This window comes from uncultured Senegalimassilia sp., from assembly GCF_902464545.1.
In the GTDB taxonomy this organism is placed as follows: Bacteria; Actinomycetota; Coriobacteriia; order Coriobacteriales; family Eggerthellaceae; genus Senegalimassilia.
The window spans coordinates 16,124-37,099 of record NZ_CABQJR010000006.1 but is presented as its reverse complement, the minus strand read 5'-3'; the positions used below and the strand labels follow the sequence as shown (position 1 = coordinate 37,099).

The window sequence follows — 20,976 nt, the reverse complement described above, 5'->3', positions numbered from 1 at the left end:
ACAAAAAGCGGGGTCTGCAAAGGAAGCTTTCATCCTTTGCAGACCCCGCTTGCGGGCGCTGCTGACTACCACTAATTGCTTTTAGCCTAGCAGAAACTACCCTCGTTTCGTAAGCGTTGAAATTGTGGAGAAGCGAAAAGCGCCTCCCGTGGGAGGGGGGAGGCGCTTCGTTCGCGTTGCGCTTGGTGCTAGGCGAGCTCGATGGGATAGCTGGCGATGGTCTCGTAGCTGTCGTTGTCCATCAGGCTGATGGTGCCGGCGACGTTCTTCATGGCGTCGATGTCGGTAACCTTGGTGCTGTCGAAGTAACCGAAGGTCTCGGCGAACATACCGGGCTTGACGGTCTCGGTCAGGGTGAAGTCGACCATCTGGCCGTCGACGCTGAAGGTGCCATACTCGGCCATGAACAGGACGGTCTTGTCGGCGGTCTTGTTCTCAACCTTGAAGGTGTAGCCGCAGTCGTCGAGCCAATCCTGCTTCTTGTTCAGCACGGTGATGGTGCAGTTCTCATCGTCGACGAGCACCTTGTCAACGGCAACGGTGTTCTTGTCGGCGGTGGTTGCGGCCTTCGCGTCGCCCGCGGTGCTGCTGGCCTTGGCCTCGCCGCGCTCGAACGTCATGGCGTAGCCGTCGTCGGTCATCTGCAGCTTACCGTCGGTGATGGTCGCCGTGATGGGGCTGCCGTCGATGGTGAACTTGGCCTCCGTGGCGCTCTTGGCCTCCCACGTGCCATCAAGGGGCTCGCCGAACATGACGAGAGCACAGGTGCCGTCCTCGTTAACGTTCAGGCCCACGCTCATGCCGAACGCGTCGAGCATGGCGATGTCCTCAGCGGTGGCCTCTTCGCCGTCGGACACCATGCCCGCCAGCTTCCACGATCCGATGAACGCCTCTTTCGCGTCCTTGTCGTTGGTCGCGCCGCCACCGCCGCAGCCGGTCAGTGCCAAGCACAGCGTCATCGCGCATGCTACCAACGCGCATACCAATAGCTTCCTCTTCATGTCCCTCACTCCCTTTCTTGTTGATGCTCCTATGGCGAACCTTCGGTCCCTTGCCGAAGGCGTGTGCCCTGCTTACGCGCTTGCCTCAAATCAACCCGGCGGGCGCTTATCCCATCGCGCCGCCGCAGTACTCGCAGCGTCCTTGCGCATCGGGGACGGTGGTGGCGCCGCAGAACGGGCAGGTTTGCGCGGTTTTCGGCGCCGCGGCTGCCGCCGCCTGCTCGCGAACGGTCTCGCGAAGCTGCGTGAGCGCCTCGCGAATCTGCTGCGCCTGACGCTCCGCCTCGCGGTATTCCACGGAATTGCGTTCCTCGATGCGGTAGTCGTTGACCTTGAACGTGATCTCATTGAAGTACGGCGAGTTCACGTGGATGGTGACGTACACGTCGTAGTCGATGTCGTAGCGTGGCGGGTCGTAGCTTTGCGAATGACCCTCGTCGTCTTTCCAGGTGAGCTCGTTGCGGGTTTCGCGAATCTCGGTGTCGCAGCCCGTGACCTGGGAAAAGTCCATGACGTCGGGGTTTGCGTCGCGCCAACGGGAATTGCGCGTGACGATGAAGCGCTTCGCATCCTCGTCGAGCATCACCTTCATGTCGCAGCCGAGCGTGCGCGTGACGTTGAGCTCCGCCACCTTCTGCCGATTGGCCTCGCGGTACTCAAGCTGCTCGGCGATCTGCTCGACGGTGCTCGCGCGTCGGTCGCTGAAAAACGGCGACAGCTTGCCCGCGCACTCCTTGCACAGGTTGCCGTCCTCAAGCTTGCGATTGCCCAGAAGCCCAATCTCGCCGCCGCAGATGCTGCAGGTTTTCTTTTCGAACATCTTCCCGAACAGCCCCATGTCGCGCCCCCTTTCGTCGTCTCCAACTCCGTGTCTTGATAATGGCAGAAGCGGGGAAGGCGAAGAAGCGCCCTGCGGCTCGAAAAGGGGTGCAAAAGCGCACCGAACGGCTCAGGTTGCCGTTCGGGGAGCCGCAAAGGCTCGGCTATGCGCTCTATTCCTCAGATTGTTCGCCGGTGCGGCCCATGCCGGGGATGATGAGGCCGCTGGAGACCGCGTGCACGGCCAGGCGCAGGATGTTGTCGTAGCCGGTTTTCGCCAGGATCTCGGAGATGTGGCGCTTCACGGTGCCTTCGGACAGGTACAGCTCCTGCGCGATCTCCTTGCGTGTTTTCGTCTCGCACACCAGGCGCAAGATGTCGATTTCCGTTTGCGTGAGCGCCGCGGCGCCGGAAAGCGCGTTGGATTGGGGGCGAGGGAACGTGGAATAGCCCTCTATGGTGGAGCGGATGACGGCGATGAGCTCGGCCGTGCCAACGTTTTTGTACACGAAGCTGTCCACGCCGGCGGCGCGTGCCTGCTCGACGAACGTGATCTCGGGCATGCCCGTCATGATGACCACGCGCACGTCGGGGTGCGCCTCCTTGATGGCGGCGGCCGCCACGATGCCGCTGGAATCGTTTTCCGTGCACACGTCCAAAAGCGTAAGGTTTGCGTGGTGCTTCTCGACCGCGGAAAGGGCATCGGCCGCATCGGCGATGGCCGCGACGACGCGCATGTCGTCCTGCATGTCGATGGCGCACGCGAGCGAGTCGCGCAGCATGGCTTGATCTTCGGCGATGACCATGTCGATCATGGCGTCCCCCTGGGCGTAGAAGGCGGTCCTTTCATATCGCCGGAACAGCGGCGATGCCCTCTATTCTACCGTGGAACCACCGCTTCTAGCGTGAAAGGCTGGGTTGCCGTCACCTGGCAGGTGCCGCCGACCGCGCCAACGGCCTCGCGCATGCTGGGAAGCCCCGTTCCCTCGCGGAAATCGCTGGGACCCGCCAGGCCGTCGTTGGTTACACGCAGCGTGTACGAGCCGTCGCTTTCCTCGAAGGCGATGCGCACGTTGTGGGCCTGGCCGTGCTTGACGGCGTTGGTTGCAGCCTCGCGGCAGATGGTGACGAACGCCTCGGCCACGGCGGGCGCCTCGGGTAGGCGGCCGATCTGCTCGAGGCGAACCCCTACCAGCTCGAACGCGTGCACGATGGATGCCAGCTCGGTGGGCGATTGCTCGTCGTCGGCGCGCGCAAGGTCTTCCATCATGCTGCGTACCAGGTCCGTGACCTGGTCAAGCGCCTCGGGGTTGCTGCCGCCGTCCTCAAGGTAGCGGTGCAAGATGGAAAGGCGCTGGCCGATGGTGTCGTGCACGCGCGCCTTCATGTGCAGCATGGCCTCGTTGCGCGCGACCTCGCGGACGCCCGCAAGCGATTCCTCCAACTCGCGATTCGCCTGCTTAAGCAGGTCGTTCGCGCGCGATGGTGGTGTTGAGCCGCTCCTCCTCCGTGACGTCGATGGCCGTCAAGCGACGGTACGTCTTGCCGTTGACCTCGGCGGTGTCGCGCTTGAACAGGCGAACGTTGCCCTCGCCGACCTGGATGCGCACGCCTTCGGGCAGCACGTCGTTTATGGGCGCCGTGCCACGTTTCGCGATTTCGCACAGGTTTTCCCACAACATGCTGACGTCGGACTGGTCGGTGGCGAAGCCGAGCTCCATGAGGCACCACCGCATGGCGTCGTTCATGTACAGCACGCGGCCGCTTCGATCTGCCATGGCAAGGCCCTCAGGCAGGCGGTCGACGGCCTCGATGGCGGAAAGCTGCGTGATGCTGTTGCGGAACCGCCGGATGTCCAAGATCAACCCGGCGCTGACGCGGAACGTCAGGAACGCGGCGTCGGCTATGAACAGGTACGGATCGAAGGTGCCAGCAGCGTCGATGACGGGTGGCGAGCACAGGGTGAACAACACGATCTCCCAGGTCATCACCGGTTTGCGGTATCGGATGGCAAGCGCCAACCCCATGACCGCCAAGGCCAGGTTGAACCAGAGCAGCACGCTTAAGGGTAGCGCTGTTACGCGCAGGTGCAGCAGCAGGGTGCCGTGGTTGGCGTATGCCGACAGCATGGTGGCGGTTGCCAGATACAGATGCACCACCAACAGCGCCTCGTAGACGGTGTCAGCCGATACCGGGCGGGCGTTTTTGCGCGCGGCCAGGAACAGCGCGTGCAGCGTCTGCGCGGCGGTAAGCAGGAAGAACACTGCCGTAAGCGTTGCGACCACGGGGATTTTTGTGAACAGCAGCTCTTCCATCACGCCACCCCCTCGCCTTCGCTCACTTGCACCGCCAGCGTTGCGCCATCGGGTGCGATGTCAAGGGCGAAGCGGACGTTGCGGCGCTCGAGGATCCGGCGCAGCTCCTCAAGGGAGCGCGTATATCCCTCGGTCTGCGCCGACTCCTCGGCCTCCAGGGCGGCGCGCATCTCCACGACGCGGCGACGCCCGTCGCCCGACCCTTCGCCTTCGCCGGCTTCGGCCTTGTCGCTGACGAATAGCATGAGGATGGGGTTGCTCGCTGCGAACGCCGCCGCCGCGAAATCGTACAAGCAGTCGTAGAGCACGCTGACCGTGGAGGCGGGCAGCGTGCGCTTGACGTCCACGAGCGCGGCGCAGTCGATGCCCAAGGTGCGCAGGTCGGCGGCGGTTTCGTTGAACACCAGCTGAAGGCGTTCGCGGTTGAACGCCGGGTCGCTTTTCCCGGCAAGCACCAACCCACCCTTTCGTTTGCAGTACGCGATGAGCAGCTTGACCTCGGTGAGCCGCTCGCGCCGCTTCGCCAAGCTTTGCGGGTCGTTGCCGCGGGGGAGGTCGGACAGAAGCTCGTCGATGCGGCGGGTCTTGGCCGCAAGCGTCTGCTCGATTTCGTCGACCATCCCTCGTTCCTGTTGCGTGCGGTACAGCACGCTGTCGATGGCGTGGCGATGCTTCAGCAGCTCGTTGTGCGCCCGCAGGCTGTTCTGCTGCTGCTCGAGCGTTTCACGCCGATCGTCGATGGCGGTGACGTCCTCGGCCAGCAGCGCCGACCCGCCGGTAACGTTGTAGCCCCGAAACAGCGTGTGTGGGACTGCCGTGGTGCGGAAGCTCGAGATGCTCCGGCGGGGAAGGCCGGACTGCAGGAACATGGGATGCAGCGTGTCGTCGTTGTCGCTTGGGTGGAACTGCGCGGTGTGCAGCGCAACCTCGCCGGTGCGCGAAAGGATGCGCAGGTTGAACGGAAGCGCGGAGAACATGGACTCGCTCCAGTAGTATGAAGGAAGTATCCCCAGGTCAAGAGCTATCTCAAGGCAGGATATCAGCAGAATGCTGTACACGAGCGCAAGGTTGGAGCCGATCAGGAACCGCAGGATGTAAAGCACCGTGTACACCCCGAGCACGCCCACGACAAGGGCCATGGGCACGAACGCGCTGCGCAGCTGTCGGCGCGCCGCGGCGAACGAGCAGGCGAAGAACAACGCGATCTGCGCGATGATCCACCCGAGCACCACCCAATACCCCGGGCCGTACGTGTAGCTGCCCGACCACAACGGGTCGTCGAACGAGAAGCGGAACACCACGTGGTGCAGGTTGTTCGTGAGCACCAGCGCGATGAGCGCCGCGTCGATGGCCAGCACGGCCCGTTTCGCGTAACCTGTGACGGGCCTGCGGTCGAGCGCCGCGGCGCGCATGGCGCTGAACAGGCTGAACGTGCTGGTTAGCAGCATGGGCACGTAATACAGGTACCACATGATGGAAACCAGGTGGTCGTTGCCGGTTTGGTACTTCAGCGTGACGATGAGCAGCCAGGCGATGCACAGGGCGGCGTTGGCTTTCAGGTAGCGTGTGATGAGCGCGTCCGAGCAGCGCAGGTGGATGGTGAACCCCCAGGCAGCCAGCAAGGGGGCCATGGCCAGCATAAAGCCCGTCGAGCGTGATGCGCCGGTGGGCATGCCGTGCAGGCTCGGCGTGGCGAAGGAGCCCGCGGCCTGCAGCGCGGCGAGCACCAGGCCCAGCACGGCGCCTGCGATGGCGCACGCGATCAGCACATGTTTGCGGTCGACGTCCATGGCCGCCTTCCCCTTCCCGTTTGCTCTCCGTTTCGCCCCTGATAAGGAAAACCAGCCCTGACGTGGCAGTTTGCCTTTCCCTGGCGGGGAAGGGCCCGCCCTGGTGTGGCAGCCCGCCCCGATGACCCCGAAGCTTCTTCGCGCGGCGGCCGTTTCGCTGCCGCATCCCCGCTTGGGCCCCGGTCGTTTCGGCTCATTGTACGCGCTCGATCGGCTATTGTTCCCCGGATCGCAAAGTCGGGCCGCGGGTTGCTGAAATGCGGCTGAAAATGGGACAGCATGGTGCTTCTGAAACGCCCTGCTTTGGTAAGCTGTTACCAGAGGTTTTCTCCACACACGCATTCGGGAAAGGGGAAAAAGCCATGGCCCAAGAATCGGTGAACTATCAATGTCCGAACTGCATGGGGCCGCTGCGCTACAAGGGCGATAGCGGCATGCTCGAGTGCGAATTCTGCGAATCCACGTTCACGCCGGCCCAGGTCGAGGAGGCGTATGCGGCCAAGCAGCGCGAGGCCGATGAGAAGGCGGAGGCTGCGGCGGCACGTGCCGAAGCCGGCGAGCGGTCAAGCTTCGAGCGCATGGCCGACGAGGCCGCCGGGGCGTCGTCGGTGGTCACCGAGGACGTCATCGACGCCGCCGTGGCGGTGGGCGCGCAGGCCGACAGTTCCATCGCATCGTTTCTCTCGCGTGCCAGCTGGAACGAGGAGGAGCGCGCCGGCATGCGCACGTACCTGTGCTCGTCGTGCGGCGCGCAGCTGACGTCCGACGCCACCACCGCCATCCAGGAATGCCCCTACTGCGGCAACCAGGCCATGGCGCCCGGCTCGTTCGTGGACACCGCAAAGCCCGACCTGGTCATCCCATTCAAGCTGGACAAAGCAGCCGCCGAGCAGGCGCTTACCGACTACTACAAGGGCAAGAAGTTCCTTGCGAAGGAATTCGCCGCGCAGAACCGCATCGCCCATGTGCAGGGCGTGTACGTGCCGTTCTGGCTCTACGACGGATCGGCCAGCGGCGAGGGTACCTTCGAGGCGCGCAACATCCGCACCTGGCGCGAGGGCAAGTACGAGGTCACGGAAACCCACGTGTATAACGCGTGGCGCCAGGGCTCGTCGGAGTTCACGCGCATACCCGCCGACGGTTCGGCGAAGATGCCGGACGAGCATATGGACGCCATCGAGCCGTTCGACTACGACGAGCTGACCCCGTTTTCGGTGGCCTACCTGCCCGGCTATTCCGCCGAGCGCTACGACCAGGACGCCGACGACTGCCGCTACCGCGCCGTGCGCCGCATGGAGAACACGCTGGCAGATCAGCTGCGCGACACCGTCACCGGCTATGACCAGGTCGACCCGGCCACGGTGGACGCCGAGGTGTCGTTCTCCGAGATCAAGCAGGCGCTGCTGCCGGTGTGGATGCTGCACACGCGCTGGAAGGACAAGGACTTCCTGTTCGCCATGAACGGCCAGACGGGGCGCTTGGTGGGCGATCTGCCGGTGTCGCCGCTGAAGGTGGTGCTGTGGTTTTTGGGCATCTTCCTGGTGGTCGGCGCCGTCATGCTGGGCGTGGACTTCGGGTTCATCCAGTTCGACGACACCGTCACTCGCGTGGGCGTCGATGCGGGCGTGCCGCTGGTCGTGGCCGCTGGCGTGTGCCTCTACTTCTACTCGCAGATGAAGACGGCGGTGGAGCAACGGAGCGCGCATGCGTACGTGGTCAACGGCAGCTTCGACTTGACAGGCAGCGACGACACGTTCGTCACCTCGTACCAGACGCGCACGCTTGTGGAAACGGATGACGACGACAAACGGTAACCGATTTTCACCGGTCGCAACGGGCGCCGATCATCGCTTCCGTAACGGAACGGCCGGCGCCGCGGGCGATCGGGTATAACCAAGCTCAATCGAACAGGTTTTGGGATAACGAACGAACAGGCAGCATCGGAGAAGGAGGACATCATGGGTTTGATCAAAGCGGGTATCGGGGCTGCAGGCGGCGTGCTGGCCGACTCTTGGCGCGAGTACTTCTACTGCGACTCGCTTGACGCCGACGTGCTGTGCGCGAAGGGCCAGAAGCGCATCTCGGACAAGGGCCGCAGCTCGAACACCAAGGGCGAGAGCAACATCATCTCGGACGGCTCCATCATCGCGGTGAACGAGGGCCAGTTCATGATCATCGTCGAGCAGGGCGCCATCGTGGACGCCTGCGGCGAGGCGGGCGAGTTCGTGTTCGACAAGTCCACCGAGCCCAGCCTGTTCTTCGGCGAGTCCGGCACGCTCGGCGACCGCATCAAGAAGTCGTTCGAGCGCGTGGGCGCGCGTTTCTCCTTCGGCGGCGACACGGGCAAGGACCAGCGCGTGTACTTCTTCAACGCGAAGGAGATCGTGGGCAACAAGTACGGCACGGCTCAGCCGGTGCCGTTCCGCGTGGTGGACGCCAACATCGGCCTTGACGTGGACATCTCCGTGCGCTGCAACGGCGAGTACTCCTACAAGATCGTCGACCCGCTCATGTTCTACAAGAATGTCTGCGGCAACGTGGAGGAGCCCTACACGCGCGACAAGATCGACTCACAGCTGAAAAGCGAGCTTTTGACCGCGCTGCAGCCGGCGTTCGCGAAGATCAGCGCCATGGGCGTGCGTTACTCGGCCGTGCCGGCGCACACCACCGAGCTGGCCGACGCCTTGAACGAGGTGCTGTCGGAGAAGTGGGGCCAGCTGCGCGGTCTGCAGGTGGCAAGCTTCGGCGTGAACGCCATTGCGGCGTCCGAAGAGGACGAGCAGATGATCAAGGACCTGCAGAAGGCGGCGGTCATGCGCGACCCGAACATGGCGGCTGCCAACCTGGCGGCTTCGCAGGCCGACGCTATGCGCACGGCGGCCGCGAACGAGAACGGCGCCATGATGGGCTTCATGGGCATGGGCATGGCCAACGCGGTTGGCGGCATGAACCCGCAGGGCCTGTACGGCCAGGGCGGCAGCGCCCCGCAAAGCCAGTATCCCGTGGCGGCGGGCGGCGGCTTCGCGGCTCCTACCCCCGAGCCCGCTCCCGCGGCTGCGCCGGCGGCGGCACCTGCCGCAGGCGGCGATGCGTGGACGTGCTCCTGCGGCGCCTCCAACACCGGCAAGTTCTGCAGCAACTGCGGCAGCCCCAAGCCCGAGCCGCCCGCGGCAGCCGGTGAGTGGACCTGCTCGTGCGGTGCGAAGAACACCGGCAAGTTCTGCTGCAACTGCGGCAGCCCCAAGCCCGCAGGCGACGGCGGTTGGGATTGCCAGTGCGGCCAGCACAACACCGGCGCGTTCTGCAGCAACTGCGGCACGAAGCGCCCGTAAGGCGGCTTATGCGTAACGTGCGGCGGGACCCCGTTCCGCCCCTGGCGTGGGCATAGGCCCCGCCGGCAACTGAGCGCCCGGAAGGTTATTCGCTCGCCGACGCGCGACAGCAGGGCGTCGGCCCGACCCGTGCGGAAGAGCGCGATGCGCAAACTTGATGGCGGCGCCCGTATATCATGCGGGCGCCGCTTTTTGCGCGTAGGGGCTCTTCGCCAACGATGCGCCGCTCATGGCGCTTGGGCCGTGGTTGAGGCACGCTTAGAGTCCAATCGGCTACTTCGCAACGTGTAGCTTAGGGAAGGTTGCGAGCATGACGGTGCCGTGGCTGGAGCTGTTCTCGACTTCGATCGTGCCACCGTGAAGCGTCGCGATTTCCCATACCAGCGACAGGCCCAACCCTACGCCCCCGTATTCCCTGCTGCGAGATTTGTCAACGCGGAAAAACGGCTGGAACACGCTGTCTCGGTGCTGTTCGGGGATTCCGAAGCCCTCGTCTTCGATGCGGATGAGAACGCGATCGTCTTCCTCGTCGACGGTTACGTCGATCGTTGAGGCGGGACGGCTGTAGCGAATTGCATTCTCGACAAGGTTGAACATCATCCGATACATCAATGGGTCGCTGCCGTTCATCAGGCTGTTTCCGCGGCAGGCGAGGGCGATGCCCTTTTGGTCGGCGAGCGGGGCGAGGTCTGCTAGCACCTCCTCGATCAAGGGCGCGAGTTCGATCTCGTCGTTGCAGGGGATGGCGCGCAGCTCGCTCATTTCGAGCAATGTGCTCGTCATGCTCGACATTCTCTCGGTTTGCTCGCGCAGCAGCGTAAGGAGGTCGTTGGTCGCGGGCGGTACGTCAGGGTGTTCTACTGCGAATAGCTCCATTTGGGCCTGCATGAGCGCCAGCGGCGTGCGCAACTCGTGCGCGGCGTTGCCGGAGAACTGGCGTTGCGCGGCGAAACCCGCGTCAAGGCGATTTATCATGCCGTTGAACGATTCGCTGAACCTTTTGAATTCCGGAAGCACATCCTCGCTTATTTTCGAATCGGCAAGATTCCCTGGTTGCACGTGTTCGATTTGCGCGGCGAAGGCCCGTAGGGGTCTGAGTGCGCGGCCGCTTGCGAAGTATGCGAGCACGCCTCCGATAAGCGTCACCACAGCGGTAATGCACCAGCTTGTAGCGCCGAACGACTTTTGCGCGTCGCTCACTACAATCGTCAGCTCATTGCCGACGTCCTCGCTTCCTGGGTCGAATGACTTGGGAACATCCTCGTTCACGTTGCTATAAGCCGATACCTCGCTGCCGATCTCATCCATATATTGCATTCCGGAGTAGCCGACAAGGAAGTTCATCGATAGGCAGGCCGCGCAGACGAGGGCGGCCGTCATCAACGTGATGCGCCATTGCAGTGAAAGGTCCTTCATTCACTATCCTCCATCACGTAGCCTTGCCCTATGCGGTTGCTGATAGGGTCGTGCCCGAGCGATTCGCGCAGCTTCTTCCTAAGCGCCGACATATGGACCCTGGCTGAATTGCTGAAGCTGTTCGCGTTGCAGTCCCACACGTGCTCGAGGAGCTCCTCCTGGCTAACCGGTCGCCCTTGGTTGAGCATCAGGTACTCCAATATGCCCGTTTCCTTTCGAGTCAGGGAAAGGGATCGATTGTTTGCGCAAGCCTTACGAGAGCTTGTGTCAAAAGAAAGGGTTCCGCAGGTCAGCACGGTGCTGTCTTGAATAAATCGCCTGCGGGTCAGGCTTCGTATCCTGGCTGCCAGCTCTTCTAAGTGAAACGGTTTTGTCAGGTAATCGTTGGCCCCAGCGTCCAAGCCGCCTACCTTATCAGCGATGTCGCATCGTGCCGATAAGATCAGCACCTTCGTGTCGTGGTCGGTTTCCCGAAGCGTTTCAAGCACCGTCATGCCGTCCGCTTCGGGAAGGTTCAGGTCGAGCACGACCAGGTCGAAGGTTTCGATGGCGAGCAGGTCGATAGCCGTTTGCCCATCATGGCAGCAATCGACGCTATAGGCAAGATGGCGAAGGCTGCGGGCGATTGCGTCGCACAGCGCCTTTTCGTCCTCGACAACCAAAATACGCATATCGGGCCTCCGGCTCATACGTGTTGTTCCTTAACGCGGATTTTATAGCAGACATGATTACATATGCCCAAGAACGAAAGGAGTGTCAGATTGTTCAAAACAAGGAAGGCGGTATTCCAGGCGATCTTGCTGATCGTCGGGGCGGCCATGGTGGGCGTCGGCGCCCTTCGGGGTGAGGCCGACATCGTGCTCAGCAAGGCTATCAGGCTGTGTTTGGAGTGTGTTGGGATTGGGTAAGGGAAACTTCCATGCGTCGTGGCTTTTAAGCCGTTTCCGCGGGTTTGTCCAGGCGGGTGCCGCATTGCTTTCGAATATCCACCTGCCGAACCTTATCAAGGGCGGTATTTATCAGGGCGGTTCGAAAGCGGTGTGCGTACCTGGTTTGAACTGCTATTCCTGTCCAGCCGCTGCGGGTGCTTGTCCTATTGGCGCCTTTCAAGCGGTGGTCGGATCGTCGAAGTTCAGCTTCTCGTATTACGTGACCGGGTTCTTGATTTTGACGGGCGTGCTGCTGGGACGTTTCGTGTGCGGATTTTTGTGCCCGTTCGGCTGGCTGCAGGAACTGCTGCACAAGATTCCGGGCAAAAAGCTGTCCACGAGCAAGCTCAAGCCGTTGAGATACGTGAAGTACGGGGTGTTGGCGTTGACCGTAGTGCTCCTGCCCGCGGTGCTCGTGAACGACGTCGGCATGGGCGACCCGCTGTTCTGCAAGTACATCTGTCCCCAAGGCGTTCTCGAGGGTGCGATCCCGCTTTCCCTCGTCGATAGCGGCATCCGATCGGCGTTGGGGGCGTTGTTCACGTGGAAGCTTGCGGTATTGATCGCAGTTGTTGTGCTGAGCGTGCTGTTCTATCGGCCGTTTTGCAAATGGGTTTGCCCCCTTGGCGCGTTCTATGCCCTGATGAACAAGGTTTCCTTGCTGGGGATGAAGGTCGATCAGGGCAAATGCATCTCCTGCGGTACGTGCGCGAGGACTTGCAAGATGGATGTCGACGTGACGGCTTCACCGGACCACGCCGAATGCATACGCTGCGGGATGTGCGTGAACGCTTGTCCCGTTGATGCCATCAGCTATCGCTTCGGCATGTGCGTGTCATGTGGTCATCGCGCCGCGGAGGCGGATAGGCTCGAATAACGGATATCGATTGAAAAACGGAGGAATCGAAATGAGGAAGATCAAGAGTATGAATGCGAAGCTGTTGAAAATCTCGGCGGTGTTGGCCGTATTTCTGCTGGCAATCTGCCTTGCCGCGTGCTCTGCCGGCGCCGGCGGCGAGGAAAGCCCGGCAGGCACATCCGATGCTGCTGCGTTGATCGAGACGCAGCCGGGCGGAGCCGATGAGGCGGCGAAGCTGTATGAGCAGCTTATGCAGAAGGAAAACGAAGTGCTTTCGGCCGATTCGCAGCTTTGGGAGAAGCTGTTCCTTTCGGCAAGCAAGGAAAGCCCGATGATCGAGGATGGCAGCAACTATGGCGACTTCCTTTTAGCTACGCTTGAAGGCGCCAAGGATAAGTTCACGGCACAGGAGCTGGAAACGCTGAAAACCGGGGCGGAGCAGATCAAACGGATTGAGGACAAGCTTGCGGCTCTGGAGCAGGAATTCCCCGGATGCGGCAGCACGCCGGGCCAGGGCGAGAGCGTTGACGCCCAGAGCGCGGGCATGACGGCAAAAGCCGAGGGGACGGAGAAGTTCCCGAGCTTCAACGGGAAGGACCTTGACGGTAACGACGTGAGCAGCGATGAGCTGTTCTCGAACAACACCGTTACGGTTGTCAACTTCTGGTTCACTACCTGCAAGCCGTGCGTGGGCGAGCTTGGGGAATTGGAGGCGCTTAACCAGAAGCTGGCGGACAAGGGCGGCGCGGTCGTGGGCGTCAATTCCTTTACCCTTGACGGCGACAAAGCTGCGATTTCCGAGGCGAAGAGCATCTTGGAGAAAAAGGGCGTGTCTTATAAGAACATCTGGTTCGGCTCGGATAGCGAAGCCGGCAAGTTCGCTTCCAAGCTGTACTCGTATCCAACCACCTACGTGGTCGATAGCAACGGCGACATCGTGGGACAGCCCATCGTGGGTGCAATCACGTCCGGCGAGCAAGCGAAGAAGCTCGACGCGCTGGTCGACGAGGCGATTGCGAACAGCGGACGATAAAGCGGGGCGGTTACGCTGTGCTCGGCAAGGGTTGGCGACATGCGGGCAACGCGGGACTTCGGGCTCGATAGCTTTCCATGCGGCACCGAGGGAGCAAGGCATCGGCCCTGACCCGCGAAACGAAGCGCGATGCGCGAACTTGATGGCGGCGCCCGTATATCATGCGGGCGCCGCTTTTTGCGGGTAGGATAGCAAGCGGTATCGAAAGAAAGGACCCGCCATGCTCGAACCCGTTTCCCTTCGCCATGGGCGCCTGAGCGCTGTCGTCGACCCCATGGGAGCACAGCTGCTCAGCCTGCGGTTGGATGGCCGCGAGTATCTATGGCAGGGCGATCCGCGGTTTTGGGCCAGACGGGCGCCGGTTTTGTTCCCCATCGTGGGGTCGTTGCGCGATGGGCGTGCGGAATCGGCGCAGGGCCCGTGCGTGATGGGGCGCCACGGCATCGCGCGCAACTATGAGCATGCGGTGGTCGACCGCGCCGCTGATGGGTCGTCGGTCACCTTCGGGCTGCGCGATTCGGCCGAAACGCGCGCCGCGTATCCGTATAGCTTCAAGCTGAACATGACCTACGCCATCACGGGTGAGGCCACGCTTTCCCAGACGTTCCGCGTGACGAACACCGGCGACGCGACGCTGCCGTTTTGCGTGGGCGGGCATCCGGCGTTCAACGTGCCCATGGGCGATGCGGTCGACGAGGCGTTCGAGGATTACGTCCTCAAGTTCGCCCGACCCTGGAGCTGCACATTGCCGGTGATCGGTGAAGATGGCCTTATGAGCTGGGATAACGCATTTGAATGCCCGCAGGGCTCGGACACCGTGGTGCTCACGCATGCGTCGTTCGCCCACGATGCGCTGATGTTCACGGACGTTCCCGACAGCGTGCTCACGCTGCTGGGCGCGAAAAGCGGGCATGGCGTGCGCGTCGAGTTTCCGGGCTTTCCCTATATCGGCGTATGGTCTGCGGCCAACGATGCGCCATTCGTGGCGCTTGAGCCGTGGTCGGGGCACACCACCGCCCACGATGAGGACGACGTGTTCGAGCACAAAGCCGGCATGACGCTGCTTGCCCCAGGAGAAACCGACGAGCGCACGTTCCATATCACGCTGTTCTAGCTTGTCCTCGCTTCAAGGTCGATCCGCTGCTTGTATAAGAGACTCACGAGTATCATACCCATAAGCATCTTATACAGAGCTCATCGCGCAGCAGCGCCCCGAGTGCAACGGCGAACGACGCTGCCGATAACGTCGCCGCGACGGCTGTCGCTGCCGCAAGACGCCGCAACCGCTAAAGAGCTGAGCCCTCAGCGACGTTCGCGTTTCGGGCGCTCGCGCCTTCGATTCCCCCGGCCCCCAAATGCCATGGAATAATGATAGTTGTTGCGTTTCATTTTTCGCCAAGCTGGTCATAACCCCATATAAAACGGTTATAGCGGCTCAAAACTAATCGTAATCAAGCAGATGAATAGGGGGTGACACATCACGCTTGACGCAAGCGATAGCGTTGCGCTAAAGTACCCCAAAGCTAGATTTTGAGCGGCGGCTTCCGCCGATTATGGGAAAAGTGAGGGGATTGCTGTGAGTCACGCCGGAGCGGAACCAGCTCGGCGGCAACAAAGCGTGGGGTTGACCAATTCTCAACTGAGGATTCTCGGTTATATCGCCTCGTGCGGTGCGCAGGGTTGCTCCGACACCAAAAACGCCATTGCGGAAAAGCTCGGCGTGTGCCCGAAGACGGTCGATCGCGCCGTTCGCCGCATGCGCGACGACGGGCTGATCGTCTCGACGGCGCGTTTCGATGAACACGGTTCCCAGCTCGGCAACGTGTACTTCATCGGAGCCGGTTCAAAGCAATAGATTGAAGTTGTTCCCAAGCCGCCGACGGCTCAGCGCGTCGGCGGCTTTTCGTTGGGGTCATACGGAAGCGGGACGTATCGGTCGATGATTGGGGGGCGAACATGAACGACGATCTGAAAGCCGGATCGGAGCAGGGAGATGCTTCGTCTTCCTTTGACTTCGCCGGCGTCGCGGATCGCGAGGAGCGCGAACGGCTGCTCATGGAGGAGCTGCGTCGGACGCAGCGCGCGCTCGCCGAGGCGGAGAACGAAATCAAGCAGAAACAGCGCGCCCTTGCCGAACGCGCCTTCGAGCAGGAAGCGGCCGATGCTCGCGATCTTTTGTACGCTGCCTGCTGGACTGCCGATTTCGATGACGAAGGCAACCCCATGGGATTCTGGTTTTCCGACGGGTGCCGTCGCGTCCTCGGCTTCGAAAGCGAGGACGACTTCCCCGAAAACGGCGAGAACCCGGACAGGTTCATCGCCCCCGACGATCTTGCTCGCATCAACAACGAGTTTCGCATCGCCGCAACGGAGGGAGGCCCGTACGACGTCAACTACTGCGTGCGGCGCAAGGACGGCAAGCGCATGTGGGTCCGCGCCGCCGCGAAGTTCCGGCGCGACGAACAGGGCATCGCGCGCTCATGCATGGGCGTGCTCGTGGACATCGACGATGCGGTCAAGAACCAGGCGCGCCAGCAGCAGGCCCTTGAGCAGGCTCTCGAGCGCGCGGACCACGCAAGCAAGGTGAAGACCGACTTCCTCCACCGAATGAGCCATGACATGAGGACCCCCTTGAACTGCATCCTGGGGCTTTTGGAGCTCTGTGAACGCAACCGTGACGACGAGGCCCTACTGTGGGAGAGCCACGGCAAGATGAGGACAGCGGCCAGGCACCTGCTTTCCCTTATCGACGACACGCTTCAGGCCAGCAAACTCGGTGAGGGCGAGCTTGCCCTTGTGCGCGAGCCTGTCGACTTTGCGCATTTGCAGGCCGATGTCGACGACATCATGCAGCTGCTCGCCGCCGAGGCGGGCGTGATCATGGAGGGCCGCCAGGAGGAGGATAGCATCGCGTATCGATATGTCCTCGGCAGTGAGCTGTACCTGCGTCAGATCTTCCTGAACATCTACAGCAACTGCATCAAGTACAACCGCCCCGGAGGCAAAGTGATAACGCATGTGACCTCAAGCGAGCTGCCCGATGGCAAGGTTTTGCTCTGTTGGGAGATCACCGATACCGGCATCGGCATGAGCCCGGAGTTCCTGAAGCGCGTGTTCGAGCCTTTTGCGCGCGAGTCGAGTGTGGCGGGCACCGTCGGCGGCACGGGCTTGGGCATGCCCATCGTCAAACAGCTCATCGAGCTGATGGGCGGCTCCATCGATATCTCCAGCGAGCTGAACGAGGGGTCCACGTTCGTGATCTCCATCCCGTTCGACCTGGCTCCGGCACCGCGCGAAACCGAGCAGGCAGCGAACGGATCCGCTCTGCAAGGCCGCCGCTTGCTGCTGGTTGAAGACAATGACCTGAACGCCGAAATCGCCGCAACGATTCTGGAGGGCGACGGTGCATACGTGTCGATCGCCGGCGACGGCGCGCAGGCGTTGGAGGCGTTTGCCGCAAACCCCGCCGGAACCTTCGATGTCATCCTCATGGACGTGGTGATGCCGAAGATGGACGGTTTGGCAGCTACCAGGGCAATACGCGCCCTCGACCGCTCCGATGCCGCAAGCATCCCCATCATCGCGATGACGGGCAACGCCTTCCAAGAGGATGTGCGGGACTGCTTGGAAGCCGGAATGAACGCCCACATGGCCAAGCCGATCGACGTGGCGAAGGCGGAGCGCATCATCGCTGCGGCGATGAATGGGGGTCCGGACAGCGTCCGGCAATAGCCGCCAGACGGTAGCGCTGACCTTCTCCAAACCCAAAAGGCCCGCGAGCTGCTCGGTTTTCCGAGCGCTCGCGGGCCTTCGTCCGCTTACTGCTCCTGCGCCATGCGGCGGTAGTGGTCGAAGCGGCGTCGGGCGTCTTCTTTGCCCTGCTCAAACAGCCTTTCGGCCTCTTCGGGGAACGACTTGGTCAGCAAGGCGAAGCGGTTCTCGCCGGCGACGAAGTCCAGGTAGTCCATGGTGGGCTCCTTGGAGTCAAGCGTCATGGGGTTCTCCTTGCGCGGGTCGTAGTGGTACAGCGACCAGTAACCGCTTTCCACGGCTCGCTTCATCTCGCCCTGGACGTCGTGCATGCCGCACTTCAAGCCGTGCGAGGTGCAAGGCGCGTAGGCGATGATCACGGACGGGCCTTCGTACTCCTCGGCTTCTTTCAGCACTTTGACCAGCTGGTTGTAGTTGGCGCCCATGGCCACCTGCGCCACGTAAACGTTGCCGTAGCTCATGAGGATGGCGCCCAGGTCCTTCTTGCCGGTCTTCTTACCGCTGGCCGCGAACTGCGCCACGGCGCCCGCCGGCGTTGCCTTGGAGCTTTGGCCGCCGGTGTTGGAGTACACCTCGGTGTCCACCACCAGCACGTTGACGTTGGCGCCGCTGGCAACCACATGGTCCAGGCCGCCGAAGCCGATGTCGTAGGCCCAGCCGTCGCCGCCGAACATCCAGAACGTCTTCTTCGCCAGCTGGTCCTTGAACTTGAGCACCTCCTGGCACACTTCCTTCGCGCTGTTGGTCAGCTTGTCCATGGAAGCCTGCGCGCATGCCACCAGGGCATCTGCGGCCTTGCGCGATGCGTCGAAGTCGTCGAACGCGGCAAGGTAGTCCTCGCAGGCGGCCTTCATGGCGTTCATGACGGCGGCGTCGGGCGTGTCGCCCGCGTCGGCCTTCGGCTTCTCCAGCCCGTGCGTCAGGGCGCGGGATAGCTTCTCCACGCGCGCCTTCTCCACCGCGCGCTGTTGCACGGAACCCAGGAACAGGCCCAGCGAAAGCTCGGCGTTGTTCTCGAACAGGCTGTTGGTCCAGGCGGGGCCGAAGCCGCGCTTGTTCACCGTGTAGGGGATGCCGGGGAAGGGCGAGCCCCATGCCTGCGAGCAGCCCGTCGCGTTCGCCCAGTACACGCGGTCGCCGAACAGCTGGGTGAGCAGCTTGGCGTAGGGCGTCTCGCCGCAGCCTGCGCAAGCGGCGGAGAACTCCAGCAGCGGCTGCTTGAACTGCGAGCCCTTCACCGTGTAGGGGTCGAACGCGCCGTCCTTGTCGGAGATGGTCAGGCCGAAGTCCCACAGCTTGCGGGCCTGGTCGGTGAGCTTGGCCGGCTGCATGTCCAGCGCGCCTGCTGGGCACACGTCGGCGCAGCTGCCGCAGCTGGTGCAGTCGAACTGGCTGACCTGGATGGCGTAGCGCGTGCCCTCGGGCAGCTTCTTGCCGCCCTTGAGCGCGACCGTCGCGAACCCTTCGGGGGCGTTTTGCGCCTCGTCCTGGTCGAGCAGGTAGGGGCGGATGGCGGCGTGGGGGCACACGAAGGCGCAGCGGTTGCACTGGATGCACGCTTCGGCGTTCCACGCGGGCGTCTTCACGGCGATGCCGCGCTTCTCGTAGGCGGTCAGGCCCATGTCGATGACGCCGTCCTCGTAGCCGGCGAAGGCGCTGACGGGCAGGTCGTCGCCCTTCTGCGCGTTGACGGGCCGCAGGATGTTCTCGACCACTGCGGGCACGTCGGCTTCGGCTGCGCTCTCGTCGAGCGGGGCGTCGGCCCAGCTGGCGGGCACGGCGACCTTCACGCACTTCTGCGCGCCCTCCTCGATGGCGGCCACGTTCTTGGCCACCACGGCGTCACCCTTGCGCGCATAGGACTTGCGGGCTGCGTCCTTCATGTAGTCGAGCGCCTCTTCAACGGGCATCAGGCCCGCGATCTGGAAGAACGCCGCCTGCAGCACGGTGTTGATGTGGCTGCCCAGGCCCACGCGCTGCGCAACCTCCACCGCGTCCACGGTGAACAGGCGGATGCCGTTTTGCGCGATGTAGCGTTTCATCTTGCCGGGCAGGTTGGCGTCAAGCTCCTCGGGCGTCCAGCTGGTGTTGAGCAGGAAGGTTCCGCCGGGCTTCACTTCCTGCACCATGTCGTACTGGCGCACGTAGCTTTGGTTGTGGCAGGCCACGAAGTCCGCGCGCTTCACATAGTAGGTGCTGCGGATGGGCTTCTTCGAAAGGCGCAGGTGGGACTTGGTCACGCCGAAGGACTTCTTGGAGTCGTACTCGAAGTATGCCTGCGCGTACATATCGGCGCAGTCGCCCAGGATGCGGATGGTGTTGTGGTTCGCGCCCACGGTGCCGTCGCCGCCCAGGCCCCAGAACTTGCAGCTGTAGGTATCGCCGTCCTCGAAGTCCTCGAGCGGGCGCACGGGAAGCGACAGGTTCGTCACGTCGTCGTTGATGCCGATGGTGAAGCCGCGCTTGGGCTCGGCTGCTGCAAGGTTGTCGAACACGGCCACGATCTGGGCGGTGTCGGTGTCCTTGGACGACAGCCCGTAGCGGCCGCCGATGACGGTCACCTTGCCAGCGCGGTCGCTGTTGGCGATGACGCTGGAAACGTCCAGGAACAGCGGCTCGCCGGCAGAGCCCATGCACTTGCAGCGGTCGAGCACCGCGATGCGCTGCACGGTTTCGGGCAGGGCGCCCAGGAAGTGCTTCGCCGAGAACGGGCGGTACAGGTGCACCTGCAAAAAGCCGTAGCGCTTGTCTGTGCCGTCGGCCTGCGCGCGGGCGTTCAGATAGTCGCACGCCTCCTGGGCGGTTCCCGACACGCTGCCCATGGCCACCACCACGTCGGTGGCGTCGGCAGCGCCGTAATAGTCGAACACGTGGTACTCGCGGCCGGTCACGCCGGCAACCTGCGCCATGACGTCCTCGACCACGTCGGCCAGCTGGTCGTACGCGGTGTTGTTCGCCTCGCGCACCTGGAAGTACACGTCGCCGTTTTGCACGGTGGCGCGCAGCATGGGGTGCTCGGGGTTCAAGGCGCGCGCACGGAAGCGGTCGAGCGCCTCGGCGTCCATGAGCGCGGTCAGCTTCTTGGTGTCGGGCATGTCGATGCGCGACAGCTCATGGGAGGTGCGGAAGCCGTCGAAGAAGTGCATGAACGGGATGCTTCCCTTCACAGCGGCAAGGTGCGCCACGGCGGCCATGTCGGCGGCTTCCTGGACGCTTCCCGAGCTGAGCTGGGCGAAGCCGGTGTCGCGGCACGCCATGACGTCGGAGTGGTCGCCGAAGATGCTCATGGCGTGGGTGCCTACGGTGCGGCTGGCAACGTGAAGAACGCCTGGCAGCCGCTCGCCGGCGATGCGGTAGAGCACGGGCACCATGAGCATGAGGCCCTGGCTGGAGGTGAAGCTGGTGCCCAGGCCGCCGGCCTGCAGCACGCCGTGGATGGCGGCGATGGCGCCGGCCTCGGACTGCATCTCGGTCAGCTGCACGCGCTGGCCGAACATGTTCAGACGGCCCTGGGCGCTCCAGCGGTCGGTGTGCTCGGCCATGGGCGAGGACGGCGTGATGGGGTAGATGGCCGCCACCTCGGTGAAGTCGTAGGCAACGTGGGCCGCAGCCTGGTTGCCGTCGACGGTTACATAGTTGCTCATTGTGAAGCCCCTCTCCGCAACGATGATTTGAAAACGCGAGCGGGGGCGCGCTAAACGGCCCCCGCGG

17 protein-coding genes are annotated in these 20,976 nt (G+C 63.1%); 8 read left to right on the top strand and 9 right to left on the bottom strand.

Features of this window, described 5'->3' with window-relative positions:
- Window positions 1-188: 188 nt before the first annotated feature.
- From RDW26_RS02935 to RDW26_RS02910, 6 genes are all read right to left on the bottom strand, one after another.
- Window positions 189-1,001 (bottom strand): hypothetical protein, encoded by an 813-nt coding sequence (locus tag RDW26_RS02935; protein ID WP_307982454.1) that lies wholly within the window; start codon window positions 999-1,001, stop codon window positions 189-191.
- A 106-nt stretch (window positions 1,002-1,107) separates the two neighbouring features.
- Window positions 1,108-1,839 carry a DUF4428 domain-containing protein gene (locus RDW26_RS02930; protein WP_294361716.1) on the bottom strand — a complete coding sequence of 244 codons (732 nt, stop codon included), beginning with the start codon at window positions 1,837-1,839 and terminating at the stop codon, window positions 1,108-1,110.
- A 154-nt stretch (window positions 1,840-1,993) separates the two neighbouring features.
- The gene (locus RDW26_RS02925) at window positions 1,994-2,635 is read right to left on the bottom strand and encodes a response regulator transcription factor (protein WP_307982453.1); all 642 of its coding nucleotides are present in this window, start codon (window positions 2,633-2,635) and stop codon (window positions 1,994-1,996) included.
- A gap of 65 nt (window positions 2,636-2,700) precedes the next feature.
- Window positions 2,701-3,264, bottom strand: coding sequence for a hypothetical protein (locus RDW26_RS02920; RefSeq protein ID WP_307982452.1), 564 nt, complete (start codon window positions 3,262-3,264; stop codon window positions 2,701-2,703).
- 16 nt (window positions 3,265-3,280) lie between these two features.
- Window positions 3,281-4,135, bottom strand: coding sequence for a hypothetical protein (locus tag RDW26_RS02915; RefSeq protein WP_307982451.1), 855 nt, complete (start codon window positions 4,133-4,135; stop codon window positions 3,281-3,283).
- Complete coding sequence (locus RDW26_RS02910; protein WP_307982450.1) at window positions 4,135-5,925, bottom strand: hypothetical protein; 1,791 nt, start codon at window positions 5,923-5,925, stop codon at window positions 4,135-4,137. Before RDW26_RS02910 ends, RDW26_RS02915 begins: the two co-directional genes overlap by 1 nt.
- A gap of 362 nt (window positions 5,926-6,287) precedes the next feature.
- On the opposite strand from RDW26_RS02910, the gene RDW26_RS02905 reads away from it, so the two are divergent.
- Complete coding sequence (locus RDW26_RS02905; RefSeq protein ID WP_307982449.1) at window positions 6,288-7,739, top strand: hypothetical protein; 1,452 nt, start codon at window positions 6,288-6,290, stop codon at window positions 7,737-7,739.
- Window positions 7,740-7,883: 144 nt separating this feature from the next.
- On the top strand, window positions 7,884-9,257 hold the full coding sequence (locus RDW26_RS02900) for an SPFH domain-containing protein (RefSeq protein WP_307982448.1): 1,374 nt from the start codon (window positions 7,884-7,886) through the stop codon (window positions 9,255-9,257).
- A 273-nt stretch (window positions 9,258-9,530) separates the two neighbouring features.
- Here the strand turns inward: RDW26_RS02900 and RDW26_RS02895 are convergent, their stop codons facing one another.
- Together RDW26_RS02895 and RDW26_RS02890 are read right to left on the bottom strand one after the other, a co-directional pair.
- Window positions 9,531-10,673: a HAMP domain-containing sensor histidine kinase gene (locus RDW26_RS02895; protein WP_307982447.1), complete on the bottom strand. Its 1,143-nt coding sequence runs from the start codon at window positions 10,671-10,673 to the stop codon at window positions 9,531-9,533.
- Entirely contained in the window at window positions 10,670-11,344 is a 675-nt protein-coding gene (locus RDW26_RS02890) for a response regulator transcription factor (protein WP_307979827.1), read from the bottom strand. Before RDW26_RS02890 ends, RDW26_RS02895 begins: the two co-directional genes overlap by 4 nt.
- A gap of 90 nt (window positions 11,345-11,434) precedes the next feature.
- On the opposite strand from RDW26_RS02890, the gene RDW26_RS02885 reads away from it, so the two are divergent.
- The 6 genes from RDW26_RS02885 (at window position 11,435) to RDW26_RS02860 (ending at window position 17,226) form a co-directional block, all read left to right on the top strand.
- A complete protein-coding gene (locus tag RDW26_RS02885; RefSeq protein WP_202898160.1) occupies window positions 11,435-11,581 on the top strand; it encodes a CD1871A family CXXC motif-containing protein in 147 nt (48 codons plus the stop codon).
- A complete protein-coding gene (locus RDW26_RS02880; RefSeq protein WP_374110050.1) occupies window positions 11,574-12,479 on the top strand; it encodes a 4Fe-4S binding protein in 906 nt (301 codons plus the stop codon). The genes RDW26_RS02885 and RDW26_RS02880 overlap by 8 nt, the downstream gene beginning before the upstream one ends.
- A 31-nt stretch (window positions 12,480-12,510) precedes the next feature.
- Window positions 12,511-13,494: a TlpA disulfide reductase family protein gene (locus RDW26_RS02875; protein WP_307982446.1), complete on the top strand. Its 984-nt coding sequence runs from the start codon at window positions 12,511-12,513 to the stop codon at window positions 13,492-13,494.
- 220 nt (window positions 13,495-13,714) lie between these two features.
- Entirely contained in the window at window positions 13,715-14,608 is an 894-nt protein-coding gene (locus RDW26_RS02870; protein ID WP_307982445.1) for an aldose 1-epimerase family protein, read from the top strand.
- 510 nt (window positions 14,609-15,118) lie between these two features.
- Entirely contained in the window at window positions 15,119-15,349 is a 231-nt protein-coding gene (locus RDW26_RS02865; protein WP_052297863.1) for a MarR family winged helix-turn-helix transcriptional regulator, read from the top strand.
- Window positions 15,350-15,450: 101 nt separating this feature from the next.
- Window positions 15,451-17,226 (top strand): ATP-binding protein, encoded by a 1,776-nt coding sequence (locus tag RDW26_RS02860; RefSeq protein WP_307982444.1) that lies wholly within the window; start codon window positions 15,451-15,453, stop codon window positions 17,224-17,226.
- Window positions 17,227-17,312: 86 nt separating this feature from the next.
- Here RDW26_RS02860 and nifJ read toward each other — a convergent pair whose 3' ends face one another.
- On the bottom strand, window positions 17,313-20,909 hold the full coding sequence (gene nifJ / locus RDW26_RS02855; protein WP_307982443.1) for a pyruvate:ferredoxin (flavodoxin) oxidoreductase: 3,597 nt from the start codon (window positions 20,907-20,909) through the stop codon (window positions 17,313-17,315).
- Window positions 20,910-20,976 lie beyond the last annotated feature (67 nt).

Excerpts from the sequence above, each read along its gene's own strand:
- RDW26_RS02935 (WP_307982454.1), bottom strand. The coding sequence starts at position 1,001 with ATGAAGAGGAAGCTATTGGTATGCGCGTTGGTAGCATGCGCGATGACG.
- RDW26_RS02930 (WP_294361716.1), bottom strand. The coding sequence starts at position 1,839 with ATGGGGCTGTTCGGGAAGATGTTCGAAAAGAAAACCTGCAGCATCTGC.
- RDW26_RS02925 (WP_307982453.1), bottom strand. The coding sequence starts at position 2,635 with ATGATCGACATGGTCATCGCCGAAGATCAAGCCATGCTGCGCGACTCG.
- RDW26_RS02915 (WP_307982451.1), bottom strand. The coding sequence starts at position 4,135 with ATGGAAGAGCTGCTGTTCACAAAAATCCCCGTGGTCGCAACGCTTACG.
- RDW26_RS02910 (WP_307982450.1), bottom strand. The coding sequence starts at position 5,925 with ATGGACGTCGACCGCAAACATGTGCTGATCGCGTGCGCCATCGCAGGC.
- RDW26_RS02905 (WP_307982449.1), top strand. The coding sequence starts at position 6,288 with ATGGCCCAAGAATCGGTGAACTATCAATGTCCGAACTGCATGGGGCCG.
- RDW26_RS02900 (WP_307982448.1), top strand. The coding sequence starts at position 7,884 with ATGGGTTTGATCAAAGCGGGTATCGGGGCTGCAGGCGGCGTGCTGGCC.
- RDW26_RS02895 (WP_307982447.1), bottom strand. The coding sequence starts at position 10,673 with ATGAAGGACCTTTCACTGCAATGGCGCATCACGTTGATGACGGCCGCC.
- RDW26_RS02890 (WP_307979827.1), bottom strand. The coding sequence starts at position 11,344 with ATGCGTATTTTGGTTGTCGAGGACGAAAAGGCGCTGTGCGACGCAATC.
- RDW26_RS02875 (WP_307982446.1), top strand. The coding sequence starts at position 12,511 with ATGAGGAAGATCAAGAGTATGAATGCGAAGCTGTTGAAAATCTCGGCG.
- RDW26_RS02870 (WP_307982445.1), top strand. The coding sequence starts at position 13,715 with ATGCTCGAACCCGTTTCCCTTCGCCATGGGCGCCTGAGCGCTGTCGTC.
- RDW26_RS02860 (WP_307982444.1), top strand. The coding sequence starts at position 15,451 with ATGAACGACGATCTGAAAGCCGGATCGGAGCAGGGAGATGCTTCGTCT.
- nifJ (WP_307982443.1), bottom strand. The coding sequence starts at position 20,909 with ATGAGCAACTATGTAACCGTCGACGGCAACCAGGCTGCGGCCCACGTT.